The organism is Desulfoscipio sp. XC116, assembly GCF_039851975.1.
In the GTDB taxonomy this organism is placed as follows: domain Bacteria; phylum Bacillota; class Desulfotomaculia; order Desulfotomaculales; family Desulfallaceae; genus Sporotomaculum.
This window is the reverse complement of record NZ_CP156660.1, coordinates 1609348-1635532: the sequence shown is the minus strand read 5'-3', so window position 1 is coordinate 1635532 and position 26185 is coordinate 1609348. Positions and strand designations below refer to the sequence as shown.

The following is a 26185-nucleotide window of genomic DNA, read 5'->3' as shown; positions in this document are numbered from 1 at the left end:
CAGTTTGGCCGGCAAATTTTATGGCATCGGTGTGGGACCCGGCGATCCGGAGTTGCTCACTATTAAAGCCCAGCGTATTTTATCCGCAGTGGATGTGCTTTGTGTGCCCAAAGCCAAGATGGAAAAAAACAGCCTGGCCCTATCTGTCGTTCAAAGGGCCGTACCCGGGAAATATATGCTCTTAGAATTAGAGTTTCCCATGTCCAAGGATCAGACAGTATTGGAACAAAGCTGGGAACAAGCCGGTTACCAAGTGGCCGCAAAGCTGATAGCCGGACAGGATGTGGCTTTTATTACCATAGGAGACCCTACCTTATACAGTACTTACGGCTATCTGCTGCGCTACTTGCGGGCCCATCACCCGGATGTGGCCACCGAAACCGTGCCCGGGGTCTCCTCCATTACCGCTTGTTCAGCCTATGTTCAAGAACCGCTGGTAGAAGGGGAGGAAAAACTGGCGATAATCCCGGCAGCCTACAATCTGAAGGATTTACAACATATCCTGGATATTTTTGATACCGTGGTATTAATGAAAGTTAACCGACGACTGCCCGAGCTTTTGGCCTTTCTCAGAAACAACGGCAATTACGACACTCACTTTGTGCACCGCTGCGGTTACCCGGACCAGTTCGCTACCCAAGAGCCCGAAAAGATACTGGATCAAAAACTGCATTACATGTCACTAATGATTGTTAAAAAACGGAGGAGGGATGAACAATGATTTATTTTGTCGGCGCCGGTCCGGGCGATCCGGATCTAATTACCGTCAAAGGAGCCGAGCTGCTGGCCCGTGCCCGGGTGGTTGTTTACGCTGGTTCACTGGTGAACCAAGCGCTGCTGAATCGTTGTGCACCCGGCACCGAAATCCACAACAGCGCGAACATGACATTGCGGCAAATAACCGATGTAATGATAAACGGCCATCGGGCCGGGCATGAGGTGGTGCGCCTGCATACAGGTGACCCGTCCCTTTACGGTGCCATTCAGGAACAAATGGACGTGCTGCTTAAAGCCGATGTGCCGTTTACTGTGGTTCCCGGCGTAAGCTCATTTGTAGCAGCCGCCGCGGCCATTCCCCACGAGCTCACCCTGCCCGGTGTAACCCAGACCGTGATCCTGACCAGATACAAGGGGCGTACGGCAGTGCCCGAGGCCGAATCACTGTCCGGTCTGGCTGCCCACCAAGCCACCATGTGCATTTTTTTAAGCGTACATTTAATGGAGCAATTAACCGAAGACTTGCAAACCGGGGGCTACCCGGCAGAAACTCCGGTAGTGGTGGTGGAAAAGGCTTCCTGGCCCGATGAGCGCATCATCTCGGGCACACTATCCGATATCGCCCTCCGGGTGCAGGAAGCCGGTATCACCCGCACCGCTATGATTTTAGTGGGAGCATCATTTAAAGCCGATTACACACCGTCAAAGCTTTATGACGGTAATTTCACCCACGGTTTCCGCGAGGGCGGCCGGTGAACACCGTCATTATTTGCCTGACCGCTCACGGCTATAAATTAGGCCAGAAGTTAAAAAACACTATGGCCGATTCGAACCCTGACAGTATAACACTGTACGCTCCAAATCGGAACTTTGTCAACCCGGCGGAGGCATTTATATTTGATGAACTGGCCCAGGTGGTGCAAAAGGTTTTCCCCCGCTGCCGTCAGATTATTTTCATCATGGCCCTTGGCATAGCAGTACGTGTACTAGCCAAGCATATCCGGAATAAAACCACTGACCCGGCGGTAGTAGTGCTGGATGAGACCGGCCAACATGTCATCAGCGTACTGTCGGGACACCTGGGAGGAGCCAACCAAATGGCCCGCCGCATTGCCGGAGCTATCGGAGCCCGACCCGTAATCACAACAGCTACTGATGTACATGGCCTCCCGGCAATGGATGATCTGGCCCGGGAGTACAATATGGCTATCGACCCTCTGGCGGGCATACGACGGGTAAACAGCGCGCTGGTAAACGGAGAAACGGTATATATTTATACAGATAATGCTCTGCCTATTAAGCCTGTCGATCAGATTAAAATATACTCTACCAGGGATTACCCGGTCCCAGACGCACAAGCTTCCCATCATGTTATCGTCACTAACCGTTGTCTGACCGAACCGATATCCAACACCTTATTTTTGCGACCCCGTAATCTGGTGGCAGGGGTGGGATGCCGGTCGGGCACACCAAGTGAAAAAATATTGGCCGCTATTAAAGACGCCCTGGCCAACTGCCGGCGCTCATTACTAAGCCTGCGGGCTCTGTCCACTATTGAGCAAAAAGCCGGTGAAGCCGGACTGCGGCAGGCAGCCGCCGCACTCAAGCTGCCATTAGTTTGTTTCTCCCCGGAACAGATAAATAAATTGGTGCTCGGCTCCAACCAGATGCTTAAACGTTCGGATTTTGTACAAAAAATCATGGGGGTACCCGGAGTCTGTGAACCGGCGGCCCTTTTAGCCACAAGAAAGGGTGAACTAATATCAGCCAAACAGAAATATCAGGGCATCACGGTGGCCCTGGCAGAGGATCAATACTGGTGGTCGGCACCGGACCGGGAGCTGCCGCCGATTTAAGCGCCCGGGCGCTTGATGCGCTGCAATCCGCGGATGTTATTGTGGGTTATAAAACCTACATTGATTTAATTAAGGACCTTATTCAGGAAAGACAAGTGATAAGTACAGGTATGACCAAGGAAAAAGAACGCTGCGCGGCCGCCATTGAACAAGCCGCGTCCGGACACCGGGTAGCCGTGGTCAGCAGCGGCGATCCCGGCGTTTACGGTATGGCCGGACTGATACTGGAAATGCTGGAAACCACCGGTCAATTGAATGCCATACCGGTGCACATTATTCCCGGCATTACTTCGGCCACCGCATCCGCAGCCAGACTGGGCGCACCGCTAATGCACGATTTTGCGGTAATCAGTCTCAGTGACTTACTGACCCCCTGGGAAACCATCTGTCAAAGGCTGGAGGCTGCCGCAATGGCTGATTTTGTTATTGTATTATATAACCCGGCCAGCAAAAAGAGAGACTGGCAAATTAAAAAAGCAAAAGAAATATGCTTAAAATATAAAACTCCGGCCACCCCGGTAGGCATAGTGAAAAACGCCGCCCGGGAGGACGAAGAAATATATATCACTAATATTGCCGATATGCTGGACCACCCTATCGACATGCTCACCACAGTCATCATAGGTAATCGTTCCACCAGGCGGGCAGGTGGATTTATTATCACTCCGCGTGGCTATACCCTATGATTCTGGTGTTGGGCGGCACCTCGGAAAGCAGGCAACTGGTCGCCAGGCTGACCGAGCTTGGTTGGCCGTTAATTGTTTGCACCGCCACCGCTTACGGGGGTGACTTACTTAAAACATCCGGAGGTACAGCGCAAATAATTACGGGCCGCCTCAATGAAGATGAACTAGCCGAGCTAATGCTTGTCCACAACATAAAGGTGTTAATCGACGCAACCCACCCCTTTGCCGAGCTGGCCACGGCTAACGCTCGAAAGGCCTGTACCCGCAACGGTGTTTTATACCTACGCTTGGAGCGGCCCTCGCTGCCGCTGCCCGACCACCCGCTGGTCGCAGCGGTGAATAGTTATCGGGAAGCAGCCCGCCGAGCGGTGGAGCTGGCCCGGCAAACTGTTTTCATTACCACCGGCACCAAAACTTTGCCTTTATTTGCCGATGCAGTCCACGCCGCAAATCTGCGGGCGGTGGTTCGTATATTACCCGATTTGGCCGGTCTGCGCCTTTGCCTGGATTTAGGCATAGAGCCTCGCAATATTGTAGCCATGCAGGGACCCTTTACGGTGGATATGAACAAGGCACTGCTAACCCATTACCATGCCGACGTACTGCTAACGAAAGAAAGCGGCCCGAACGGCGGCTCGGACACAAAAATAGAAGCCGCCCTGGCCGTGTCCATACCCGTTGTGGTCGTAAAAAGGCCCCCGGCCCCGGCGGAAGCAGTTAGTGATTTGAATGAATTAATAAATCGGATTAACAAACATATTAGATAATATTTAGTTTTTTTTAGCAAGGACCAGATTAGCTTTTTATGATATATTTCAACGAAGGGCGGGAACCATTTGAAAGAAACCGGGGTTATTATACTGAGTCACGGCAGTCGGCTGCCCGAAGCTCAGGCTGCTTTGCAAGACATAACGTGTATAGTAGCATCAAAAGCAACAGAAGATTTTTTAATAGAAAGCGCATCACTGCAAATTAACCAGCCGGATTTGCCCACCGCCATAGCCCGGATAGTAAAGCGGGGGGCAAAGCGCGTCGTAGTGGTACCTCTTTTTCTTTACCCGGGTTTGCACATACAAAAAGACGTTCCGGAGATTATAGCGGCACAAAGCAACATATACAAGGACATCAGCATAACCATGTCTGAGCACATTGGGGCGGATCCTCGCCTGCAAGAAATTATAATGGACCGAGTCAGGGGGGCGATTATTTGAATTTCACCATTGATCCAGAAGCTATTGAGCAAGAAAGTATGTCCATCATTGAAAAAAACGTGCCCTTGCTGGCCACGCTGCCGAAAAAGGAACGCTCCGTTGTAAAAAGAATTATCCATACCACCGGTGATTTTAATATCGCTCCCCTGGTCAAAATACACCCGCTGGCCGTTGACCGCGGCCTGGCTGCCATTCATCGGGGGTGTAACATATATACCGATGTTAACATGGTGCTGGCCGGGTTGAATAATAAAAGACTGGCCGCTTTTGGCGTTCGAACCATCTGTCGCATCGCCGATCCGTCCGTGGCCGAAGAAGCCTCCCGTACCGGACAAACCCGGGCAATGGTAGCCATGGGCCAAGCCGGTTCCCTTAAGGGGGATATTATAGTCATCGGCAACGCACCCACCGCCCTGTTCACCCTCTGTGCCAAGATTGACCGCGGTGAGGCTGACCCGACCCTGGTTATCGGTACCCCAGTGGGCTTTGTGGGTGCCAGCGAATCTAAAGAGTTACTGGTAAAATTAAATAAAGTACCGTATATCACCATACAGGGTACCAGAGGCGGCAGCACCATCGCAGCCTCCATAGTAAATGCACTGTTATATATGTAAAAGAATTTTGCCTATCAAGGCATCCGGTGCCGGAAAACTGTTTTGCAATAAATTGCATAGACGATAATGGAAGTTAATATTTTTTTACTTCTTACATAATAGACGGACAGGCTATATTAGCCTGTCTTATTTTTATGGTTATAATTACCAGTATGGAATATATATATATTGGATAAAATACTTGTTGGTCAGAAAGGAGGAAAAAATGAACACTCATTTTTCCAAGCTCACCGGTATTTTTTTGCTTGCGATGTGCATAACAGTATGCGGTGCACAAAACGCGTCAGCCGGTGCGGAAAAAGAAGTGGCTGGAGGGTCAAACGGTATTACAGTCAAATATACGGTACAGCCGGGTGACACTTTATCCGAAATAGCCAGGGCATTCGATATTGATGTAAACCATCTAATACGTGCTAACGACCTGGAAACATCGGTGATTAAATCCTATCAGGTACTAACCATCCCCGCAAAGCAAAAGGGCAACTCGGCAGGTACCAGCCGGGGGGATATTTCCAGGGAAGACTTACTGCTTTTAGCACGGGCTATCCATGCCGAGGCCAGAGGGGAGAGTTTTGAAGGTCAAGTAGCGGTTGGAGCGGTGATTCTAAACCGCATGCAGAGTCCCTATTTCCCTGATAGCGTAAGAGAAGTGGTTTTCCAGCGCAGCCGCAACCTATATCAGTTCACCCCTGTTTCCGACGGTACCATTAATTTAAGCCCTGACGATACGGCTATTAAAGCCGCCACTAAAGCGCTGGAGGGTTATGATCCAACCAACGGGGCACTGTTTTTTTACAACCCCCGTATCGCCTCTGACCGGTGGATCAAATCTTTACCGGTGTTAACTAAGATAGGTGATCATGTTTTCGCCACTAAAACATAGAAAAACGGCATTAAATACCCGGCTTAATTAACACAACACAATATATCAAAGCTGGAATTAATAAATAGAAAGGCATCATCGCAACCTCTTTATTGTATTGCGAGATGCCTTTTTTGCTGTTTCAAGTAAGCCGGCCGGTTAAGTAAACCCGTTCGGCTAAAGCTGAACATCGGGGCTTCAGATGGGGATTCTACCCTACCTTAACTTATTTCATCCGCTTTTATATCCGCTATAGTTACATTAGTATATTTTACAGTTAATCCTGTCATATTTTCCAGCTGCCACTTAACCGCCTTTTGTATTTCCCTGCTCATTTCATCCAACTTGTACTTTAAACTTACCACCACGGCCAGCTCTATGGTAATCCCCTGTCCTTCTCTGATAATATGTGCGTGTTTTACAGCCAACACACCGGGCACAGCTCCGGACGCATATGTGGCTATAGAACGCAGAGTCCCTTGAGAAATAGTAAATTTTCCATACAAAGTAAAAGTAGGTCTGACCACCGATTGCTCCAACCAGCTGCGTCGCCCTCTTTGTCCTTTGCGGCGCATAAAAACCTGCAATGGATCAATAATACTTTCCGGAAAGCTTTTTTTAACTTCTATTATGGGAGCCGGAATTACATGTTTACTATGTTGAGTGCGCATAATGCGCGCCTTTCTTATCTCCTTAGCCGAGGCGATCTGATCAATGTTAATATACTCTTTAATATCAGGCAAACCCAATCCCCCGGCAATTCTTTCTGTCATGCCTTTAGACGTCCCTAATATTAAAACACTTGCCGGAGCTTGCTCCGCAATAGCTTTACCGGCAGCCTTTCTATGTTCCGCATCTATAAAGAGAGCTGTTTTTATAGCCCCGATCCGGGTGGGCTGTTTCTTGGCCGAGACACCGGCAATAATTCTGTTTCCATTAATAATTAGTCCGTCATCTATAATAACTTCACAACCCAAATGGCCGGCCAGCATTACCGCTCGATGACTCTTACCGGTACCGCTGGGTCCCACCAGTGCATACACTTCCAACAAAATCCCTCATTCCTCAGTTTTAAATTGCTATCAACAGCCAAACATTATATACTTTTTACAAGGGCTATCCGGCATTAAATGTATCATCACTATATATTATTATATATTATCAAGACACATTAATTACATACCCGAAAGTTTTTATTTAAAAGGGATGGAACCAACATATGAGCACATTATTCATTAAAATACTGCAAAATGAATTCAACTTATCCGAACAAGACACTATATTATTGCAAAAAGCCATGCGTGATCAAAACCGTACCGAACGCCGTTACTATTACCGGTTTTTAAAGACCAGGGAAAGGAAATTCATACACCATTTACAAGAGCATTACCAATCCCTTGAAAACGACGGGCAAAAAAAATGGCTGGACACAGTGGTACAAAGCATGCTGGATAAAGGCGGCGATCCGGATATCACCGACGCACTGGTAATGAAGATTATCGGCCCTTTAACGGTATACAACCGGTTGCGCGTCAAATCCGAAAACGATGGTGTCAAATTAAAGATACTGGTCAATTTCGGTGGGCTGGGCACTGTAATTATGCTGGTCGGTGCTATAACCGCGCTGGTTTTATATTTAATGGCTCGTTAAGAGATCATTAACCCCCGAGCCTTGGTGCAGCACAATATACATGAAAAAACTTAATTAATTTTCCTATCTCAAACAGCAGGGAGTGTTTATTTTGTGTCATGAATTAACAGCTCACACTTCAGCTATTAAAGACTTTTTGGCTGCAAATCCTGAGGAAATGATTTTAAAAAGTGGTGCTGCTTACGCACAAGACCGCCGGAGCGTTCTCATTGAATACTTCGCCCAACCCCATACTGTATCTATAAAGAACGGGGAAGTACTGGCGGAAAATCAACAACCGGCATCCCCCAAGGATGCCACTCTGATACTGCAATATTTAAAACAATGCAGCGGGCTGCCACCCCGGGGCAAATGGATTTCTTTTCTGGAGTTACCTCAAGGTATTCATCACCATGTACCTTTTTTAAAAGATGCCTGTCAACCAATTAGTGACAACTTAAGCGACAACCCGGACATATTTATGCAGCGGGCTGCCAAGCTAGGCGGCCGGCCCATTAAAATGGGCGATGCCGCCGTGCTTATACCGGCCTTCCCCAAATTGCCACTGGCCGTTGCTATATGGCAGGGGGATGATGAATTTCCGGCCAAGGCCAATATTTTATTCGACAGCATCGCTCCTCACCACCTGACCACAGCAGCCTTGTGGGTATTAGGCTGTGAACTGGCCCAAAAGATGATCGATCCGCAATAGTCTTTGTAAACGTTTTACGAAAAAAGCCGGCTTTTAGCCCGGCTTTTAACTTATTCTGTAAATCCAATTAGATCCGTTATTATTGTCCCAGTTATGGGCATCATCCCTAAAGCAAAAATTAAACTGTTTTCCCTTAACGTCAACAGAATGTTCCCAGCCTTCACCGGTCTTTTCCATAAGATAATCTTTAGAATCAACCCATTCCTCAACTTCACCATTACCGGCATGCATCCAAATCTGACTGGCCCCGTTTTGGTTTAATATACCGCTGTACCTTATGCGTATTTCCTTTCCATTCTGCGTCAGCGGTTTAACCTGAACCCCTTGAATTGGCGAGGAAAAGGTAAAAGGGCTTAGTGTACTCATATGCCACCTCCTTTTAAATTCATCTTATAGTTTAAACAAAATAAATCTATTTATTAGTTTTTGTTCTGTCATTATCAATATGCTAAAAAATATCAACTTTGGCAGGCAAATAAAAAAGCAAGCTTCCTCTAATAGATAAAAGAAGTTTGCTTATTGAAGTAATAAAGGTGTCTTTATCCCCGCCAGCAAGCTGCCCGAAGCAGAGCCGCAAAATTTCCTGCTTCCGGTCCGACCCGCCATTTGAGAATGATATATGTATAATGAGTGGGGAGGCTCGCTCTGTCTTTTATCCACACGCAAGTTATTCCCTTCCTTTCGTATTTCCGCCAAAAGAAATATAATAGAGCTATGGAGGTGTTATGCGTGGATTATATAACGACAAAAGAAGCGGCGAAAAATTGGGGAATCACAGACAGAATGGTAGTATACCATTGCTCTGCCGGGCGGATTAAGAAAGCTAAAAAAATGGGAAATACATGGCTTGTTCCTGCTGACGCTGAAAAACCGACTGACGGACGATATAAGAGCAGTAAAGTAAAAAATGGTGAAAATAAATGAAACGGATATTTTTGATTGAGGACGATAAGACAATATTGATGTGCAGATAGATGTGCCGAAAGGGATCATCATTCAGGGCGATTCCGGTTGGCTTTCGGAAGCCATTCAAAACATCCTCAAAAATTGCCTGGAAAGCACAGGCGATAACGGGAAAATTAAGATTGCTTGTGAGGACAACCCACTGTTTACCGAGATTGCCATCCACGACAGCGGCGCGGGCTTTGAAAAAGAAGATTTACCCTGCCTGTTCGACAGGTTCTATCGTGGAAAAAACGTAGGCGCGACAGGATACGGAATCGGATTGGCTCTCTGCCAAATGATTATAACACGGCAGGGCGGGACGATCACCGCCCAAAATCACCCGCGAGGCGGCGCAATATTTTCCATTCGTTTCCCAAAGTGACGAATCTCTCACCGGAAAGTCACAAAGATGTAAGTTGAAGGTTCTATTATATGGGTAAACCATGAGAAAGGAAACTCACATAATGGAGTTCTTAAAAATTGAAAATTTATGCAAGGTCTACGGTAAGGGCGTAAATCAGGTTACCGCGCTTGACCATGTTTCGCTTACAATCGAAAAGGGGGGATTTACCGCAATCATCGGTTCCTCCGGCTCCGGCAAATCCACATTGCTTCACATCATCGGCGGCGTGGACGTGCCGACAAGCGGAAAGGTGTATTTGGACGGACAGGATATATATGCCCAAAGCAATGAAAAAATCGCCATTTTCCGCAGGCGGCAGGTCGGACTGATTTATCAGTTTCACAACCTCATTCCCACTCTGAATGTGCTGGAAAATATCACCTTGCCTATCCTGATGGACAAACGAAAGGTCAACGAGGAACGGCTGAATGATTTATTGTATTTACTTGGGCTGAAAGACCGCAAAACGCATTTGCCAAATCAGCTTTCGGGCGGTCAGCAGCAGCGTGTCGCCATCGGGCGCGCTTTGATGAACGCCCCGGCGGTCATGCTGGCCGACGAACCTACCGGCAGTTTGGACAAACGAAATGGACATGAAATCATCAAACTGCTGAAAGAAAGCAATAAAAAATATGGGCAAACACTGCTCCTCGTCACCCATGACGAAAATATCGCCCTGCAAGCAGACCGCATTATCGGCATATCGGACGGCAAAGTAGTGCGAGACGAGAAGGTGCGGTCATGAACATTTTCAACAAAGTCACACTACAAGGCATGAAAAAGAGCCGCACACGAACGATTGTAACGGTGATTGGAGTTGTTCTGTCCGCCGCCATGATTACGGCAATCACCACCTTTGGCGTTTCCCTGCTGAACTATATGGCAAACGGCGCGGCTCAGAAATACGGCGACTGGCACGTCGAATTTGAGGATGTGGATTCTTCTTTCGTAGCGGAACAGGCAAGCAACGACAAAGTTGCAAACACCGCGACATTTAAAAATATCGGCTACGCAAAACTTGACGGCGGGAAAAATTCCAACAAACCGTATCTTTTTATCGCCGGATTCAATGAGAAAATCTTTGATGCCCTGCCTATCACGCTGTTTTCCGGCAGGCTGCCGAAAAACAGCGGGGAGATTCTTATTTCGGGGAGCATCATGACAAAGAGCGGCGTTCAGCTCAAGGTGGGCGATACACTTACCCTTGCTGTCGGGAACCGCATGAACGGGAACGAGAAGCTCGGCCAGAGTAATCCGTACACCGCCGAGAGTGAAACTCTTGTGCCGCAAGGCGAGAGAACCTACACAGTGGTCGGCATCTGCCAAACGCCCCATTTTGAGGAAGATTCCGCGCCGGGATACACCGCAATCACAACTGCCGATGCCGCAAACACGGCGAACAATCTCAGTGTATTTGTCACGCTAAAAAACCCCTATGAAGTTCATGCTTACGCAAAAAGTACAGCCGGGAACCATGCCTACGTCTTGAATAATGATGTGTTGCGCTTCATGGGCCTTTCGTCCGATAATATTTTCAACGTGCTTCTGTACTCGGTTGGTGGCATTGTGATCGCTATTATCATGATCGGCTCAGTCTTTCTGATTTATAATTCCTTCAACATCTCATTGAACGAACGAACGCACCAGTTCGGGATTCTTTCGTCGGTGGGAGCCACCGCAAAGCAACTGCGTCATTCGGTGCTGTTTGAGGGACTTTGCATTGGCGCAATCGGCATACCAATAGGCATTATTGTCGGCATGGGCAGCATGGGGCTTGTGCTTTCCGCTGTCGCCAAAAACTTCACAAATATTCTCTACGGCAACGTCCCTTTGACCTTAACGGTGTCCATCCCCGCAATCGTCGCTGCGGCGACGGTCAGCATAGTTACCATTCTGATCTCGGCCTATATCCCGGCTCGAAAGGCCGCCAGCAGGCCCGTGATGGAGAGTATTCGCCAGACGAACGAGGTCAAAATAGAATCCAAAGCCGTAAAAACATCAAAGCTCGCGGAGCGTATTTACGGTTTGGAGGGAACCCTTGCACTAAAAAATTTCAGAAGGAACAAGAAACGCTATCGCAGCATTGTGCTGTCACTTGTTTTAAGTATCGTGCTGTTTGTATCGGCCAGTGCTTTTGTAACGGATTTGAAACAGGCATCGGAGCAGGCAAAAGCGGTCACTACCTATGACATCGGCTTTGGCACACAGGATATGAACGACAGCAAAATGCTGCGGCTTTACGACAAACTGAAAACAGCCGACGGTGTTACCGACAGCTCATATCAAGTCGTTATGAAATATTCCTGCGCTGTTCAGGGAGACAAACTTTCAGACGCTTACTGGGAATCCACAGGGGCAGATTCGCCAGATGAAGCAGCAAATCTGCCAATGACAATCCAGTTTTTAGATGACAGCACCTATCTGAATATTATCAAAGGCTTGGGCTTGCCCGCAGAGGAATATACCGGGCAAAATGCAAAACTGATTGCTGTTGCCAAAATGCAGGACAACAGCAATCAAGGAGATATGTTCAAGAGTTCTTCCATAAATTTTACCATCGCTTCCGAAGCAAATGGCAAACCGAAAACGGAACATGGGCAAAACGTAAGCATTACGTTTGTCAATACCGTGCCGCCTGATGTCCCCCCGACTGTAGAAACCTCCAAACAGCAATCATACTTTTTTCAGGTGATGGCCCCCTATTCAAGTATCAAGGCGCTGGCTTCCTCCGATACCACAGCGGATATTAGGGTTAAGGGCATGACCTTTCAGTCAAAGAATCCATCGCAGTCTACGGCAGAAATAAAAACGATGATTTTAAGCACTGGAATGACTGCCTCGTATATTCTTTTGAATACCTCTGAAATGCTGGATCAGAACCGCAATATGATATTCATTGCCAACGTGTTCGCTTATACTTTTATCATTATGATTTCGCTGATTGCGGTTGCCAATGTGTTCAATACGATTTCCACGAATATCAAGCTGCGCCGCCGGGAACTTGCCATGCTCCGTTCTGTGGGGATGTCCGATCGCAATTTTAATAAAATGATGCGCTTTGAGTGCGCCTTTTATGGCATGAGGGCGCTGCTTGTCGGGCTTCCCATCGCGGCAATCTCTTCTTGGCTGATTTACAAAGGGATGGTCGGCGGCGGAGCGGACAATCTCAATTTTGTGTTACCTTGGAGCAGTATCGGAATCAGCGTGTTCAGTGTGCTTCTTGTCATCTTTGTCACCATGATGTATGCCGTCAGCAAGATCAAAAAAGAAAATATCATCGACGCGCTGCGGGATGATATGACTTGATTCAAACTGAAGGTGCTTATGAGATTCAAGCATTTTTTTCACATACTTCAACACCTTAAAAAAATCCCAAAAAAATAGACGCGCTTTGCGTCCATTTTTTATTCGACATCTTCATGGCTTTTTCCCCTGAAGATGTTTTTTTATGCTTTTTTTGACCGCTGACTTATCGGACAAGCCCCCGGATCACTTCTGGCCAACTTGGCCCGAAGTGCCCTATCCCGGTTGCCGATCGCCCCCTGCCGTCCCTTTCTGAAATCTCCATGCCATTCAGAAAGGACGGAAAAATCATGGAAGTACATATCAAAATTTACGGACGTACCATATCAGTACAGGCATTCGCCGAAGTCGGTGAATTTCTCGACCGGGCAAGGCATAAAAGCAAAAATCTCGCCCACGAAAAGCGCCGCCATTGGGATAACCACGAGTTTGACGAAACTATCGTTGCCCATGAGTGCAGCGGGAGTTATTACGAAACGCCAGAGGATTGGCTTTGCCGTAGTGAAACCTTGCGGGAGATCATGGCCGTGCTGGTGACGATCCATTTTAGCGCCACCAGCCGGGAAACCATGAGCGACAAAATCAAGCGGATGCTCCGCAATGAGGTCAACCGAATGTAAGGCTCTGTTTTCAATAAAAACCTCTTGAAATTTGTCTATTCTACCGGTAAGTGGAAGCTGTAGCTAAAGGTATACAATCGATTTCTAATTTAGGTGAGAAGAAAACACACGGGATTCGCGCAGGGTAGGGATATGCTCTTTGCCCGGTTGGTGGATATGCGGCGAAAGGATTACCCGGACATTTTTTTAGAGGCGGCGCTCCCGTATACAGGCCGGACTAAACAGCTTACATGGGACGAGAGGAAGCGGCTGTCCAAATGCAATGGCATCAAGATTATCAGCGAAAAGTACCATCCCGGCTGTTTCTTTCAGCGCAACCGTTACTTAATCTATAGCTCCAGCCGGGTAATCGCCGTTTACGATGGACGAGAAAGAGGCGGTACTTGGCAGACTATACGGTTTGCCCGTGTCAATAAAAAAGACCTGCGGATCATAAAAATCTGAATAACCCACAATAACCCACAACGAGAGAACATGATGGGGAACGGCCGAGGACATCAAGCCCTTTGTCGATCCAAAGTTTGAAAACAACGTGATACTCAGCGGGACAGAGTTCCTTTCCATGAATACCCGGCCCAAAAACCCGGCCAATGCCCGGAACCTCAATGCCGCCGTGATTGGATCGTCCGGCAGCGGTAAAACAAGATTCTGGCTCACCCCGCAGCTATTGCAGGCAAGCGCAGGCAAGCAAGGGTGTAGCTATGTGGTGGTCGATCCGAAGGGCTCTATCTTGGGGCAGGTCGGCTCTTTCCTTTCGGCAAAGGCGCAGGGGTATAAAATCAAGGTATTCAATAGTGTGGATTTTGCCCGCAGTATGCACTATAACCTGCTGACCTACATTAAAACCGAGTCGGACATTCTAAAATTTGTAAACTGCTTAATTACGAACACGAAGGGAGAAGGAACCGAGGGCGATCCGTTCTGGACGAAAGCGGAAATCCTGTTATATTGCGCTCTGATTGGCTACATCGTGTTTGAGGGGCCGGAGGAAGAGCGCAACATCAATACTCTTGTGGATATGCTGAACAGCATGGAAACAAAGGAAGATGACGAGTCCTTTATGAACGCCGTGGATTACATGTTTAAGGGCTTGGAAAAGCGAAATCCCGATCACTTTGCCGTGAGGCAATATAAGAAGTACAAATTAGCAAGTGGAAAAACTGCAAAATTCATCCTTGTGTCCTGCGGGGCGAGGTTGGCCCCGTTTGATATTGGCCAGCTTCGGGAAATCATCAGTTACGACGAATTGGAGCTCAACCGCATGGGCGACAGAAAAGCGGTACACTATATGTCATTTTTTACTTCTGCTATCGGAACACTGGAAACCCTTGTTATGGCCCTCGGCGCGGGCCTTGCTGTGTGGGGCGTTATCAACCTTTTGGAAGGGTACGACTCAGATAATCCGGGCGCAAATGGGCAGGGTGCATAAAGAAGCAATTTCCCAATATCAACAATAGTTAAGATAGGCAACCAACAGACGAGTAATGGTGTAGTTACAGAAAAATAGTATCCACAAACTTAAAGAAAGTCATTTGCAGGAAGTCCATTTGATATCATTCGGTCGACCGTATATAATTGTGATACATTATGCAGAAAGGATGGTTAAAAATGGACTTCATTTCCGTTCAAAAAGCGGCAAAAAAATGGGGCATTTCAGAGCGGCGCGTACAAAAACTTTGCGAAGAAAACCGTATCCACGGCGTGGTACGGTTTAGCCGTATGTGGCTGATACCAAAAGACGTGGAAAAGCCCGCAGACGGACGCCGGAAAGAAAATAAAAAAGTTTGAAACACTTTCATACAATGCAAGTCTTATGAGTGAGGAGGTGAGAAAGTGGCAGATTTCGGTGAGATATATTCGGAATACTTTTCCAATGTATATAAATATGTGCTATCCCTTTGTATGGATGAAGCCGTTGCAGAAGAAATAACGCAAGAAACCTTTTTTAAGGCCATGCAGCACATAAATAAATTTAATGGTTCTTGCAAGCTGTATGTTTGGCTTTGCCAAATAGCAAAAAACACCTATTTTACACTTTATAAAAAGAAAAAACGTATCGTATTAGACTTGGATGCAGACATACCTGATACATTACTCAATTTGGAAACAGATTACCTCGACAAAGATACGGCAAAGCGGTTACACATTGAGCTGCACAATCTAAGTGAACCATACAAAGAGGTTTTTACTTTACGGGTGTTTGGAGAACTGCCGTTCTCACAGATTGGAGAGTTATTCGGGAAAACTGACAGTTGGGCAAGGCTGATTTATTACAGGGCAAAAAAACAATTACAGGAGGTAATGAAATGAAAATATCTTGCGAGATTATAAAAGACCTGCTCCCGTTGTATCTCGACGGAGTATGCAGTAATGATAGCAAGGCGCTGATAGAGGAACACCTTGCTGAATGCGATAGCTGCAAGGCAGAACTGCAAGCAATGAAAGAGGAGCTTTTTATGAACGATAAAGAGCAAAATTTGAAAGAAGCCGAAGCCGTAAAAAAACTGTCAAGGAGGTGGAAAAAAGGAATGCTGAAATCTTTACTGAAAGGTGTCCTAATTACGCTTTTAGTGATTGCCGCCGTTGCTCTTGTTTTCTATCTGTTTATGGATATACGAGCTGTACCAAAACCCTATTGATTGGAGGATTTGCAAATTGAACAAGTACGTTTTAACAGCAGAAAACATCAAAATGCGGTACGGGGCAAATGCCGTTTTGAATGATGTTTCTACTCATGTAGAACATGGCGATATTTACGGACTGGTTGGGAAAAACGGTTCTGAAAAGACAACCCTGCACCCGTATCTATTTGTCAAAAGCCATTCTTTCATCGGCTACATCTGCCGTCGTTTTCTTGCTATTTGAGTTGATTGTTTTGTTCAGTTCAGGTCAAATCAGCAATATACTGACGAGTGAGTACGTTGCAATAAAAAAGTAGAGTGTCCTTGATAGGATACTCAGATCCTATAAGGACACTCCGACTGGTCGGGGCGACAGGACTTGAACCTGCGGCCTTACGGTCCCGAACCGTACGCGCTACCAAACTGCGCTACGCCCCGCAAGAGATCATTTTTCCGACAAACACTATAATAACTTAAATTAATACGAATGTCAATGAGGAATTATAACGCGCCAATAGGGGCAAGTATTAATAGATTCTTGCCCCTATTGGCGTTATTATATACTAACCGGCTGTAATATCAGAACAAACTATATACTTGACAAAACACAAGTCAGCTCCTATTCATCACCTTGTTCCACCGGCGCAAAGCCACGGCGGAGAGTATTTTCCACAATCACCCGGGGCACCGTAAACTGCAACAGGTAATCCGGCCCGCCGGATTTGGAGCCCACCCCGGACATTTTAAAACCGCCAAAGGGGTGCCTTTCCACAATAGCTCCGGTGCAGCCACGGTTAATATATAAATTGCCCACTCTGAATTCCCGGCTGGCTTTGGCAATATTTTGAGGGCTCCGGGAGAATAAACCGCCGGTAAGGGCATACCGTGTGCTATTGGCTACCTGCAATGCTTCATCAAAATCTTTCACCTTGATGACCGCCAGCACGGGACCGAATATTTCTTCCCGGGCCAGCCGATGTTCCGGCTTTATCTGGTCAAAAATCGTCAGCGGCACATAGTGCCCCTTCATTTCCGGCATCTCTCTTGAAAGCAGAAGCCGCCCCTCTTGTTTGCCCAGTTCAATATAGGACATTATTTTTTCCCTGGCTGCGGCATCAATCACCGAGCCCATATAGGTATGAGCATTTTCCGGCGTACCTACGTTAATACTACGGGCTGCTTCCACCAGGCGGGTTACAAATTTATCGTAGTTTTCCTCCAGCACAATCACCCTGGAACAAGCCGAACATTTCTGTCCCTGATAGGCGAAGGCCGAGTAAACGATATGCACCACAGCCTCGTCCAAATCGGCATCAGAGTCCACAATCACCGCGTTTTTACCACCCATCTCGGCCACCACATTTTTTATTCCCATGGCGCCCTCGGGTGTCTGGGCGGCTTTTTCGTTAATACGCAGGCCCACTTCCATAGAGCCTGTAAAAGTAATAAAAGCGGTATGGGGATGGGTTACCAGATAATCGCCAATTTCACCGCCCGGCCCGGGCAAATAATTTAATACCCCCGGCGGCAGACCGGCCTCGGCAAATATTTGATATACCCCGGCCCCAACCACAGGTGACTGAGTGGCAGGTTTGTAAACCACAGTATTGCCGGTAACAATGGCGGCGGCGGTCATACCCATGGAGATAGCTAAAGGAAAATTCCAGGGGGCGATAACGGCTCCCACGCCCCGGGGCTCGTAAAACAGCTGACTTAGTTCACCGGGAGCCCGTCCCATACGCCTGGGGTTAGCCAGCCGCAACATTTCCCGGGCGTAATACTCTAAAAAGTCAATGGCCTCGGTTACATCACCATCGGCTTCACTCCAGTTTTTGCCCACCTCATATACTTGCAGGGCGGCCAATTCCATACGTTTTGCCCTGGCTGCCGCGGCCGCCTTAAATAAATATTCAGCGCGCCGGGCCGGATCGGTATCCCGCCAACCGGGGAAAGCACGCCGAGCCGCTTCGATAGCCTGTTCGGCTTCATCCAGTCCTGCCGCGCCAACTACGCCGATTACCTCTTCGGGGCAATTAGGATTGGCGGAGGTAATCATTTGGCTGGTTTTCACTTCTTGCCCGCCAATATAGAGGGGAATTTGTTTGCCTAATGATCCCCGCACATCCTTTAGTGTCCGGGCAAATTTTTCCCTGTTTTCAGCGACAGTCCAGTCAAACAAAGGTTCGTTTTTAAAGGTTCCCCAGTCGCCGCACGCGGCAGTTGGAGCAGAAGCAGAAACAGCAGCCACAGCCCGCTCCCCGACCTGTTGATTATTTGCCAGATCCAGCGGGTTTTTGAGCAATAATTCCCGGGCCGCCCCTTCGGCAAAACTCTGACGCAGGAAAGATTCATTGGCCGTATTTTCCAAAAGACGCCGTACCAGATAGGCCATGCCCGGCAGCATTTCACCAATTGGAGCATAAAGGCGCAATTTAAGGCCGGCCTTGCGCAACGCAGTACGCACCGGTTCGGCCATGCCATAAAGCACCTGAAACTCCAGACACTCATTGGGGACGCTAAGCTCCTTGGCAGTTTCCATGACATAGGCAATAGTACGGATATTGTGAGAAGCGCAAGCGAAGGAAACATAACGATGGTTTTCCATAATTATGCGGGCCAGTTTTTCAAAATTGGCGTCAGTGGCATGTTTATCAGTGAACACGGGTATAGGCCAGTTTTTCTGTTTGGCCAGGATTACCTCGGCGTCCCAGTAAGCGCCTTTTACCAGGCGAATTGTAATGCGACGGTCATTTTCCTTCGCCCAGTTAATTAAATCCATTATATCGTTTTCGCTTTCCTTGAGATAAGCCTGTATAACAATACCCGTGTGGGGATAATCTTTAAAAGTATCTTCAGCCATGATACTTTTATATAAAGCAATAGTTTGATTTTTCAGAGCTGTATGTTCCATATCCAACAGCACAAAAGCACCCGACTGCATAGCCGCCTGAAATATAGGACGCAGACGTTCTTTAGCCTTGGCAAGCGCGTAATCAAAACCCCTGGGGTCCATTTGAGAATACATGGCGGAAGGCTTAATTGATAAATTTACCTTTGGCGAATGCCCCCAGTCCAAATCACCTTTGCCGCCCCCCAAAGGCGCCCATTTTTTTTGTTCATTGGTTAATATCGTGATAAGCTCCAGGTAACGATCCCAGTACTCAGCAGTTTCCTTCTCGGAAACCACCGCTTCACCCAGCAGGTCGGCGGTAAAGGCCACACCTTCCCGACGTATTTTTTTTAATGATCCCAGGGCATCACGGGCATCCTCCCCCACAATGAATTGCTTAGCCATACTCGTGATATTGGCGGAAAATGTTTTCGCCACCACCTTGGCCGCCAGGGAAGTGGGGGATAGTCTTTTAAGGCCCCACTGCAAACTGGCTGGGAAATCATATTCGACATCACAAAAATATTCCTGCAAATGCCTGGCTACCGATTCGGAGCGAGTCAGATAGGGGAATACATCCACAAACCGGAACATCTGCAGTTTAAAAAATTCGTTACTCATACACCAGTTCATTATTTTGCCGGCCCAAAAATCCTTTTTAAATATCGAAGGCGTTTCTCCTTCAATTAATTGATACAGGTTTAAACCTGTGGCTTTAATTTTACTTTCCAAACTTTCCGACACGAAGTGTCACCCCTTTATGCAATTTGCTTATAGCAATGTAATCTAAATCAGCGTTGCAAAGGTCATGCCTTGTTGTTTTACTCAGCCCTTACGAACTATGAACCATAAGCTAAAAGCCGATGTTTAGCCACCGGCCTGGTTTCTAAATCCACATAACACATTCAAATAAAGTTAAAACGTAATTTAACAGCCTTAATATGTCAGTTAATTAACACAATGCGTCAAATAACTGACATATTAAGCCGCTAATATACAGGATAATAATACTTCCACGTAGAAAATGGATTATGGGCGGCAAGCAGCAAACAACAATATAGGGTTTATGCAATGGACCGGATGCCCTGTGAGTCCGAAAGCCTGTAAGAAAGCTATATCTTTGTATAACAAACAGATATTTGGCTGCTAAACTGCGCAGGTCTGCAGATTTTAGAATACCTTTCAAGCAAGGAAGTGATGGTATTGATTACAGAAAAACTTCTGCTATCCGAATTGCATCAAATTATTCGGCAACCGGTAGCGCTGGTGCCCGAAAGCTGGACCATGGACCAGCTCAATTCAATGATTGGCGAAAACGAGTGGCAAGGCATTATATGGCACAATGAGTCCGGCCGGATAACCGGTGCTTGCACCGCTGACTGCCTGGCCACATTGGCCATATCAAGCCAACCATTGAAGAATGCCATCCGTCGACACATATTCATATGCCACACCGGTATTGCTCTAAATGATTTGCTGGCCTGCGAAACCCTTGAGCACGCTGATTATATTGTGCTGGTTAATGAGGGAGACAACCAACCTGTCGGGCTTATTAATCTCTGGCAACTGAACCGGTGGCTCTGGGAGCAGTGCCGGGATATTCAACATCGCTTAAACGCGGTGCTGGATACAGTGCATGAAGCGGTAACCATCATTGATCATGCTCATATGGTAGTAGGCTGGAACAGGCGGGCGGAGGAACTGTATAACATACCGGCCGCTAAAATACTTGGCCGGACTATTCATACTTTCTTCACTGACTTAATGGTTACCCGGGTAATGGAGAATAACCGCCAGGTAATCAACGCTTATCACCAACCCTGTGCAGATACCCATGTATTGATCAACTCCAGACCTATTAAACGAGATAACCGGCTAATAGGCAGTGTTTCAGCCGAGTGGGATATCACTGAAATAATTAATTTACACCAGCAGCTGACCCGGGCTAATACCCAGGTCAGTATGTTAAAAAAACAAATCAGTGGCATAGGCGGCCGGCGGGACGGTTTTTACGGCATACTAGGCCATGGCAAGCGATTGACGGAAGCCATCAATCTGGCCCGTAAAGTAGCGGACACCAACGCCGCTGTTTTACTCCGCGGTCAAAGCGGCACAGGAAAAGAATTGTTCGCCGAAGCTATACACCGGACCAGTGAACGTGCCGCCAAACCATTTATTGTGCTGAACTGCGGAGCGATACCGCCTACCTTGTTTGAAAGCGAACTATTCGGCTATCAAGGGGGAGCCTTCACCGGCGCGGACCGCAGGGGCAAACCCGGCAAATTTGAGCTGGCTCACAGAGGTACGCTTTTTCTGGATGAAATTGGTGAATTACAACCTGACATGCAGGTTAAACTTTTAAGGGTGCTACAAAATGAAGTTTTCTACCGTGTGGGAGGCAACGAGCCCATTCAAGTGGATGTGCGCATCATTGCCGCCACCAACCGGGATTTGGAATTAATGATCACGCAGGGAAATTTTCGGGAGGATTTGTATTATAGGTTAAATGTAATATCTCTGGAATTGCCTAATTTAAACGAACATAAAGAAGATATTCCCGAGCTGGTCTACGCTTTTATTCATGAATTTGCCGGCCGGCACCACCGGGCCATCACCCGTGTTTCGCCGGAGGTCATGTCCGCACTGCTCGGTTACCATTGGCCCGGCAATGTACGGGAATTGAGAAATGTAGTCGAGCGGCTGGTTATTTTGACTGAAGAAGGTACCATCGGGCTGCAGCATTTGCCGACTAACATCAAACATCCTGTTCTGTCTAATATGCCGGCCGAACAATCGCCCACTTTGCCTAACATAACCAGACATACCGAACTGGACGTAATTACCAACGCGCTGCAACAAGCCGGGTACAACAAAGCAGTGGCAGCCCGCATGCTCGGTATACCGCGCAGCACTTTATATTACAAAATGAAAACTCTGGGCATCAAACATGTTTACTAGCATGCCTAACATCCGCAGTTAAAACGCCATCCATACCATACCAGGTATAATGCCCGTCTGCCTGACCGCCAAAGCCCGGATAGAACAAGCTGATACGCACATAACTTGTATTACCGGCCAAGTGTCAATATTTTGACACTACATAAAACGTATTATTTAACAACCAAGTGGTCTTCGCCAGGCAATCATCGATAAGCATTTTATTATTTTCACTGTTTAATATTAATGCTATAATATGTACAAGCTGATTATTTTTGTATTACATGGAGGAGGGGAATTTTTTTGAAACTTTTAATTATGGGGCCTCCGGGAGCCGGAAAAGGTACCCAGGCCGAAGTGCTGGTCAAGGAATTGAATATTACCCATATTTCCACCGGCGACATGTTCCGGGCCGCCATTAAAGAAGGTACCGATATGGGCAAAAAGGCCAAGGAATATATGGATAAGGGCGCTCTGGTACCCGATGAGGTAGTGGTGGGTATGGTCAAGGATCGCCTTTTAAAGCCCGACTGTGCCGCCGGCTTTTTGCTGGACGGTTTTCCCCGCACCATTGAGCAGGCCAAGGCGCTGGACGCCACTCTGCAGGCAATGGATATCAAGCTGGACAGCGTAATCAACATCGCAGTGCCCCGGGAAAAACTGATGGCCCGTTTAACCGGCCGCCGGGTATGCCGCGGCTGTGGGGCCAGCTACCATATGCTGTTTAATAAGCCCGAGGTGGAGGGTAAGTGCAACAGTTGCGGCGGCGAACTGTACCAGCGCAGTGACGACAACGAAGAAGCGGTGGGCAACCGTCTGGATGTTTACGAAGCGCAGACTCAGCCGCTGATTGATTACTACGCCGCCCAACGATTACTGCTGAATATCAACGGCGACCAGGAAATTAAAAAGGTGCTCGAGGATATACTGACTACCCTTAAGAAATAACAGTAACCTAGAGCCCCCGGTCCGCAGCCGGGGGCTCTGTTAAATTAAACAATACCGGACGTGATAGTTAATGAGCCAATACGGCGGTTTATCTTACATATATGATTACCTTGTAGCCGGAGTGGACTTTGAGGGCTGGATTGATTATCTGGAAGAACTGCTAAACCACTTTCAGCTGCATACCGACAGTGTGGTCGATCTGGCTTGCGGCACCGGCAACACGCTGATTCCCTTGGCCAGACGCGGGTATAAGGCCACCGGCATTGACCTGGCCGGTGAAATGCTGGATTTAGCCCGTTCTAAAACAGCCGCCGCAAACCTATCCATTGATTTTTTTAAGCAGGATATGCGCAGTTTTAAACTGCCGGAAAAGGTGGGGCTGGTCACCTGTTTTCACGACGGCTTGAATTATTTGTTGGATATTGGTGATATTAGGCGCACCTTCCAACAGGTGCACAGGCATTTAGAAGATAAAGGAGCCTTTATTTTCGACCTCAACGCAGTGCACTGGCTGTCCAAGGCGGATAACAACAATGTTACCGTAATAGATGACCGGGATATGACTTTGATTTGGGAAACAGATTATCATAACAGCCAAAACACCTGGAATATTAAACTAACCGGATTTGTGCGGGAAAACGATATATACCATAAATTTACTGAAAACCATCGGGAAAAGGCTTACCATCCGGAGGAAATCGCCGGCTGCCTGGGGCAGACGGGATTTACTTTGCTGGGCAGCTTTAACGCCTTTACCTTTGAACCCATCCGGACCAATAGTATACGCCATTTTTACGTAGCGCAAAAAAATGCCTCTTAATAGATCCACATTGTTAATTTACGCTATCATTGAAACCCTGGACTTTTTCCAGCGGGTTTACCGCCGCAGCATAAAAGATATGGTTTGTATATAGCACTGATTTACCTGATAATTCAAACTTTTCTTCAACATTTTTTTCTTATAAGCAGGAATATAGCTGATTATTGCCGAAGGTACTACTTTATTTTATACTGCAGGCACGGAGGTGAGACACAACAAAAGGTTGGTTACCTATTAGTTATATGGGGAGGATAAAAATAGTGAATAAAAAGTTAATAGCACTGCTTACCGTTTTGATTTTTTCGCTGGTTGCTCTGGCCGGCTGCGGCTCATCTGACTCGGGCGGCAAGCAGCAGACCAAGGCCGATGACGCCATCAAAATCGGCTTTTTAGGCGCCAAAACAGGTGGACATGCCAGTTACGGCCTAGAAACCCTCAAGGGTATGAAGATGGCCGCGGAAGATATTAACGCCGGCGGCGGTATTCTGGGAAAAGAGGTGGTCATTGTTGAAGATGACCACGGCAGCAAAAATTCCGAGGCTTCTACCGTCACCGATAAATTAATCAACAATAACAAAGTTGTGGCCATCGTAGGCGATCCCACCACCGGGTTAACCAAAATCGCCGCGCCTATCGCCCAGGATAACCAGGTGGTACTCCTTTCCGCCGGTGCAGTGGGCACAGGTGTGGTAGAAATCGGCGATTTCATTTTCCGGGACACTCTCCTTGACGCTCTGGCGGCTCCGGCCGTTACCAAGTATTGCACTGAGGAACTGGGCTGGAAAAAGGTAGCTCTGGTTACATCAATTAATAATGATTACAGCGTAGGACTGAGCAAAATTTTTAAAGATGCTTTGAATAAATACGGTGTGGAAATTGTCACCGAGCAGCAAATCAAGGACGGCGACACCAACTTCAGCGCTCAGGTGACCAACCTCACCGGCAAGGAATTTGACGGTATTGTATTCACGGGTTACTACACAGAGGGCGGTCTATTTATGAAAGAAGTGCGCAAACAGGGCATGAAACAAGTGTTGGTTGGCGGCGACGGCCTGCTGTCTCCGGTGCTATGGGAAATGGGTGAAGCCGCCGTTGAAGGCAGCATGGTTTATACCGGCTTTGCTCCCGACACCAAAACCGATAACGCCAAAACCAAAGGCTTCATTGATAAATACCAGTCCGCTAATGACAACAAATTGCCCGACATGTTTTCAGCCCAGGGTTATGACGCCGTTATGCTGATTGCAGACGCCATTAAAAACGCCCAAAGCACCGATCCCAAAGTATTTAGAGATAGCTTGGCCCAAACCAAGGACTGGCAGGGTGTGACCGGCACCATTACCATCAGGGAAAACCGTGAACCCATTAAGAGCCCGGTTTACCTGCTTGAGGTGGCGCCCACAGGCGATGGCGGCAGTAGGGAATGGACGATCAAAGCGGCTATACCTGTTACAGCGGATTAATTTACGATTCCCAAACTGGTGGCGGCCATCGCTATGCGATGGCTGTCCCATTCTTACAGGAGGAATGCTATGTTTTGGCAGCAGCTGATTAACGGGATTACCCTCGGGTCTACCTATGCCCTGATTGCCCTGGGTTATACCATGGTGTACGGCATTATCCAGCTCATAAATTTTGCCCACGGCGAAATTTACATGATCGGAGCATTTGTAGGCGTAATAGCGGTAGCCGTTTTCAAAATAAATATATTTTTAGCATTGTTCATGGCTATGGCTGTATGTATTATAATCGGCGTATCCGTGGAGCGCATTGCTTATAAACCGCTGCGACGCTCCACCCGGCTGGCGCCGCTTATTTCTGCCATCGGTGTGTCTATCTTTTTGCAAACGCTGATGACCGTCCTGGCCGGCCCACAGGCAGTGGGATTCCCCCAGGTTGTTGATGACCAGCTTTATCATATCGGTTCGGTAACTGTTTCCAAAGTACAGCTCATTATTTTAATACTGGCCGGCGTAATGATGATCGGGTTACAGCTTATTGTTAAATACGTGAAGATTGGCAAGGCTATGCGGGCCGCCTCGGAGGACTATGACACGGCCAGTTTGATGGGTATTAATGTTAACAGAGTCATATCATTTACCTTTGCCATCGGCTCTTCCTTGGCCGCAGCCGGAGGCGTGATGGTAGGGATGTATTTTAACAGCATACATCCGCTGATGGGCGTCATGGCCGGGCTGAAAGCATTTTGTGCGGCGGTGCTGGGAGGTATCGGCAGCATTCCGGGCGCCATGCTGGGCGGCCTTTTCCTGGGCATAGCAGAGGTAACGGGGGTGGCTATAGGGTACGGCGGTTACCGTGACGCCATAGCTTTCACTTTATTGATACTGGTGTTGCTCTTTAAACCCACCGGATTACTCGGGCGGCCCATTCAAAGGAAGGTGTAATACCA

Annotated in this window: 27 protein-coding genes, 1 tRNA gene and 3 pseudogenes; 27 read left to right on the top strand and 4 right to left on the bottom strand. The window is 47.6% G+C overall.

Annotated elements, in window-relative coordinates:
* Positions 1 to 4 precede the first annotated feature (4 nt).
* From cobI to ABDB91_RS07730, 8 genes are all read left to right on the top strand, one after another.
* On the top strand, positions 5 to 721 hold the full coding sequence (cobI, locus tag ABDB91_RS07765; protein WP_347491038.1) for a precorrin-2 C(20)-methyltransferase: 717 nt from the start codon (positions 5 to 7) through the stop codon (positions 719 to 721).
* Positions 718 to 1473, top strand: a complete 756-nt coding sequence (cobM, locus tag ABDB91_RS07760) for a precorrin-4 C(11)-methyltransferase (protein ID WP_347491037.1) — start codon at positions 718 to 720, stop codon at positions 1471 to 1473. The genes cobI and cobM overlap by 4 nt, the downstream gene beginning before the upstream one ends.
* Positions 1470 to 2573 (top strand): cobalt-precorrin 5A hydrolase, encoded by a 1104-nt coding sequence (locus ABDB91_RS07755; RefSeq protein ID WP_347491036.1) that lies wholly within the window; start codon positions 1470 to 1472, stop codon positions 2571 to 2573. The genes cobM and ABDB91_RS07755 overlap by 4 nt, the downstream gene beginning before the upstream one ends.
* Entirely contained in the window at positions 2534 to 3259 is a 726-nt protein-coding gene (cobJ, locus tag ABDB91_RS07750) for a precorrin-3B C(17)-methyltransferase (protein ID WP_347491559.1), read from the top strand. Before ABDB91_RS07755 ends, cobJ begins: the two co-directional genes overlap by 40 nt.
* Positions 3256 to 4026 (top strand): precorrin-6A reductase, encoded by a 771-nt coding sequence (gene cobK / locus ABDB91_RS07745; RefSeq protein WP_347491035.1) that lies wholly within the window; start codon positions 3256 to 3258, stop codon positions 4024 to 4026. Before cobJ ends, cobK begins: the two co-directional genes overlap by 4 nt.
* A 69-nt stretch (positions 4027 to 4095) precedes the next feature.
* Positions 4096 to 4470: a CbiX/SirB N-terminal domain-containing protein gene (locus ABDB91_RS07740; RefSeq protein WP_347491034.1), complete on the top strand. Its 375-nt coding sequence runs from the start codon at positions 4096 to 4098 to the stop codon at positions 4468 to 4470.
* Positions 4467 to 5084, top strand: coding sequence for a precorrin-8X methylmutase (locus ABDB91_RS07735; RefSeq protein WP_347491033.1), 618 nt, complete (start codon positions 4467 to 4469; stop codon positions 5082 to 5084). The genes ABDB91_RS07740 and ABDB91_RS07735 overlap by 4 nt, the downstream gene beginning before the upstream one ends.
* A 205-nt stretch (positions 5085 to 5289) precedes the next feature.
* Complete coding sequence (locus tag ABDB91_RS07730) at positions 5290 to 5967, top strand: cell wall hydrolase (RefSeq protein WP_347491032.1); 678 nt, start codon at positions 5290 to 5292, stop codon at positions 5965 to 5967.
* A 200-nt stretch (positions 5968 to 6167) separates the two neighbouring features.
* Here ABDB91_RS07730 and ABDB91_RS07725 read toward each other — a convergent pair whose 3' ends face one another.
* Positions 6168 to 6989, bottom strand: a complete 822-nt coding sequence (locus ABDB91_RS07725; protein ID WP_347491558.1) for an Asp23/Gls24 family envelope stress response protein — start codon at positions 6987 to 6989, stop codon at positions 6168 to 6170.
* 176 nt (positions 6990 to 7165) lie between these two features.
* Here ABDB91_RS07725 and ABDB91_RS07720 point away from each other — a divergent pair, with 176 nt between their 5' ends.
* Both ABDB91_RS07720 and ABDB91_RS07715 read left to right on the top strand, forming a co-directional pair.
* Entirely contained in the window at positions 7166 to 7597 is a 432-nt protein-coding gene (locus ABDB91_RS07720) for a hypothetical protein (RefSeq protein ID WP_347491031.1), read from the top strand.
* A gap of 91 nt (positions 7598 to 7688) precedes the next feature.
* A complete protein-coding gene (locus tag ABDB91_RS07715; RefSeq protein ID WP_347491030.1) occupies positions 7689 to 8288 on the top strand; it encodes a DUF3786 domain-containing protein in 600 nt (199 codons plus the stop codon).
* A gap of 45 nt (positions 8289 to 8333) precedes the next feature.
* On the opposite strand, the gene ABDB91_RS07710 is transcribed toward ABDB91_RS07715, so the two are convergent.
* A complete protein-coding gene (locus ABDB91_RS07710) occupies positions 8334 to 8654 on the bottom strand; it encodes a hypothetical protein (protein ID WP_347491029.1) in 321 nt (106 codons plus the stop codon).
* Positions 8655 to 9017: 363 nt separating this feature from the next.
* Between ABDB91_RS07710 and ABDB91_RS07705 the strand changes: the two genes are divergently transcribed.
* From ABDB91_RS07705 to ABDB91_RS07650, 12 genes and pseudogenes are all read left to right on the top strand, one after another.
* On the top strand, positions 9018 to 9212 hold the full coding sequence (locus tag ABDB91_RS07705; protein WP_347491028.1) for a helix-turn-helix domain-containing protein: 195 nt from the start codon (positions 9018 to 9020) through the stop codon (positions 9210 to 9212).
* Positions 9213 to 9243: 31 nt separating this feature from the next.
* Positions 9244 to 9615, top strand: a pseudogene (locus tag ABDB91_RS07700) (HAMP domain-containing sensor histidine kinase); the annotation flags it as partial.
* Between the two features lie 82 nt (positions 9616 to 9697).
* Positions 9698 to 10381 (top strand): ABC transporter ATP-binding protein, encoded by a 684-nt coding sequence (locus ABDB91_RS07695; RefSeq protein ID WP_347491027.1) that lies wholly within the window; start codon positions 9698 to 9700, stop codon positions 10379 to 10381.
* Positions 10378 to 12942 carry an FtsX-like permease family protein gene (locus ABDB91_RS07690; protein ID WP_347491026.1) on the top strand — a complete coding sequence of 855 codons (2565 nt, stop codon included), beginning with the start codon at positions 10378 to 10380 and terminating at the stop codon, positions 12940 to 12942. Before ABDB91_RS07695 ends, ABDB91_RS07690 begins: the two co-directional genes overlap by 4 nt.
* A 447-nt stretch (positions 12943 to 13389) precedes the next feature.
* Positions 13390 to 13559 (top strand): annotated as a pseudogene (locus tag ABDB91_RS07685) (transposon-encoded TnpW family protein).
* A 132-nt stretch (positions 13560 to 13691) separates the two neighbouring features.
* Positions 13692 to 14003, top strand: a complete 312-nt coding sequence (locus tag ABDB91_RS07680; protein WP_347491025.1) for a hypothetical protein — start codon at positions 13692 to 13694, stop codon at positions 14001 to 14003.
* Positions 14004 to 14037: 34 nt separating this feature from the next.
* A pseudogene (locus tag ABDB91_RS07675) lies at positions 14038 to 14835 on the top strand (type IV secretory system conjugative DNA transfer family protein); the annotation flags it as partial.
* Complete coding sequence (locus tag ABDB91_RS07670) at positions 14821 to 14988, top strand: Maff2 family protein (RefSeq protein WP_347491557.1); 168 nt, start codon at positions 14821 to 14823, stop codon at positions 14986 to 14988. The pseudogene ABDB91_RS07675 and the gene ABDB91_RS07670, both read left to right, overlap by 15 nt.
* Positions 14989 to 15167: 179 nt before the next feature.
* Positions 15168 to 15347 (top strand): helix-turn-helix domain-containing protein, encoded by a 180-nt coding sequence (locus ABDB91_RS07665; protein ID WP_347491024.1) that lies wholly within the window; start codon positions 15168 to 15170, stop codon positions 15345 to 15347.
* A 45-nt stretch (positions 15348 to 15392) separates the two neighbouring features.
* A complete protein-coding gene (locus ABDB91_RS07660) occupies positions 15393 to 15869 on the top strand; it encodes a sigma-70 family RNA polymerase sigma factor (RefSeq protein WP_347491023.1) in 477 nt (158 codons plus the stop codon).
* Positions 15866 to 16198: a zf-HC2 domain-containing protein gene (locus ABDB91_RS07655; protein WP_347491022.1), complete on the top strand. Its 333-nt coding sequence runs from the start codon at positions 15866 to 15868 to the stop codon at positions 16196 to 16198. The genes ABDB91_RS07660 and ABDB91_RS07655 overlap by 4 nt, the downstream gene beginning before the upstream one ends.
* A 16-nt stretch (positions 16199 to 16214) precedes the next feature.
* Positions 16215 to 16424 carry an ATP-binding cassette domain-containing protein gene (locus tag ABDB91_RS07650; protein ID WP_347491021.1) on the top strand — a complete coding sequence of 70 codons (210 nt, stop codon included), beginning with the start codon at positions 16215 to 16217 and terminating at the stop codon, positions 16422 to 16424.
* Between the two features lie 117 nt (positions 16425 to 16541).
* On the opposite strand, the gene ABDB91_RS07645 is transcribed toward ABDB91_RS07650, so the two are convergent.
* Both ABDB91_RS07645 and pruA read right to left on the bottom strand, forming a co-directional pair.
* Positions 16542 to 16618: transfer RNA gene (locus ABDB91_RS07645), tRNA-Pro, on the bottom strand.
* Between the two features lie 181 nt (positions 16619 to 16799).
* On the bottom strand, positions 16800 to 19814 hold the full coding sequence (gene pruA / locus ABDB91_RS07640; protein WP_347491020.1) for an L-glutamate gamma-semialdehyde dehydrogenase: 3015 nt from the start codon (positions 19812 to 19814) through the stop codon (positions 16800 to 16802).
* 459 nt (positions 19815 to 20273) lie between these two features.
* Here pruA and ABDB91_RS07635 point away from each other — a divergent pair, with 459 nt between their 5' ends.
* The 5 genes from ABDB91_RS07635 to ABDB91_RS07615 all read left to right on the top strand — a co-directional run bounded on the left by ABDB91_RS07635 (position 20274) and on the right by ABDB91_RS07615 (position 26180).
* Entirely contained in the window at positions 20274 to 22028 is a 1755-nt protein-coding gene (locus ABDB91_RS07635; RefSeq protein WP_347491019.1) for a sigma 54-interacting transcriptional regulator, read from the top strand.
* 282 nt (positions 22029 to 22310) lie between these two features.
* On the top strand, positions 22311 to 22955 hold the full coding sequence (locus ABDB91_RS07630) for an adenylate kinase (RefSeq protein WP_347491018.1): 645 nt from the start codon (positions 22311 to 22313) through the stop codon (positions 22953 to 22955).
* A gap of 70 nt (positions 22956 to 23025) precedes the next feature.
* Positions 23026 to 23775 carry a class I SAM-dependent methyltransferase gene (locus ABDB91_RS07625; RefSeq protein WP_347491017.1) on the top strand — a complete coding sequence of 250 codons (750 nt, stop codon included), beginning with the start codon at positions 23026 to 23028 and terminating at the stop codon, positions 23773 to 23775.
* Positions 23776 to 24032: 257 nt separating this feature from the next.
* A complete protein-coding gene (locus tag ABDB91_RS07620) occupies positions 24033 to 25238 on the top strand; it encodes an ABC transporter substrate-binding protein (RefSeq protein ID WP_347491556.1) in 1206 nt (401 codons plus the stop codon).
* 69 nt (positions 25239 to 25307) lie between these two features.
* Complete coding sequence (locus tag ABDB91_RS07615) at positions 25308 to 26180, top strand: branched-chain amino acid ABC transporter permease (protein WP_347491016.1); 873 nt, start codon at positions 25308 to 25310, stop codon at positions 26178 to 26180.
* Positions 26181 to 26185: the final 5 nt, after the last annotated feature.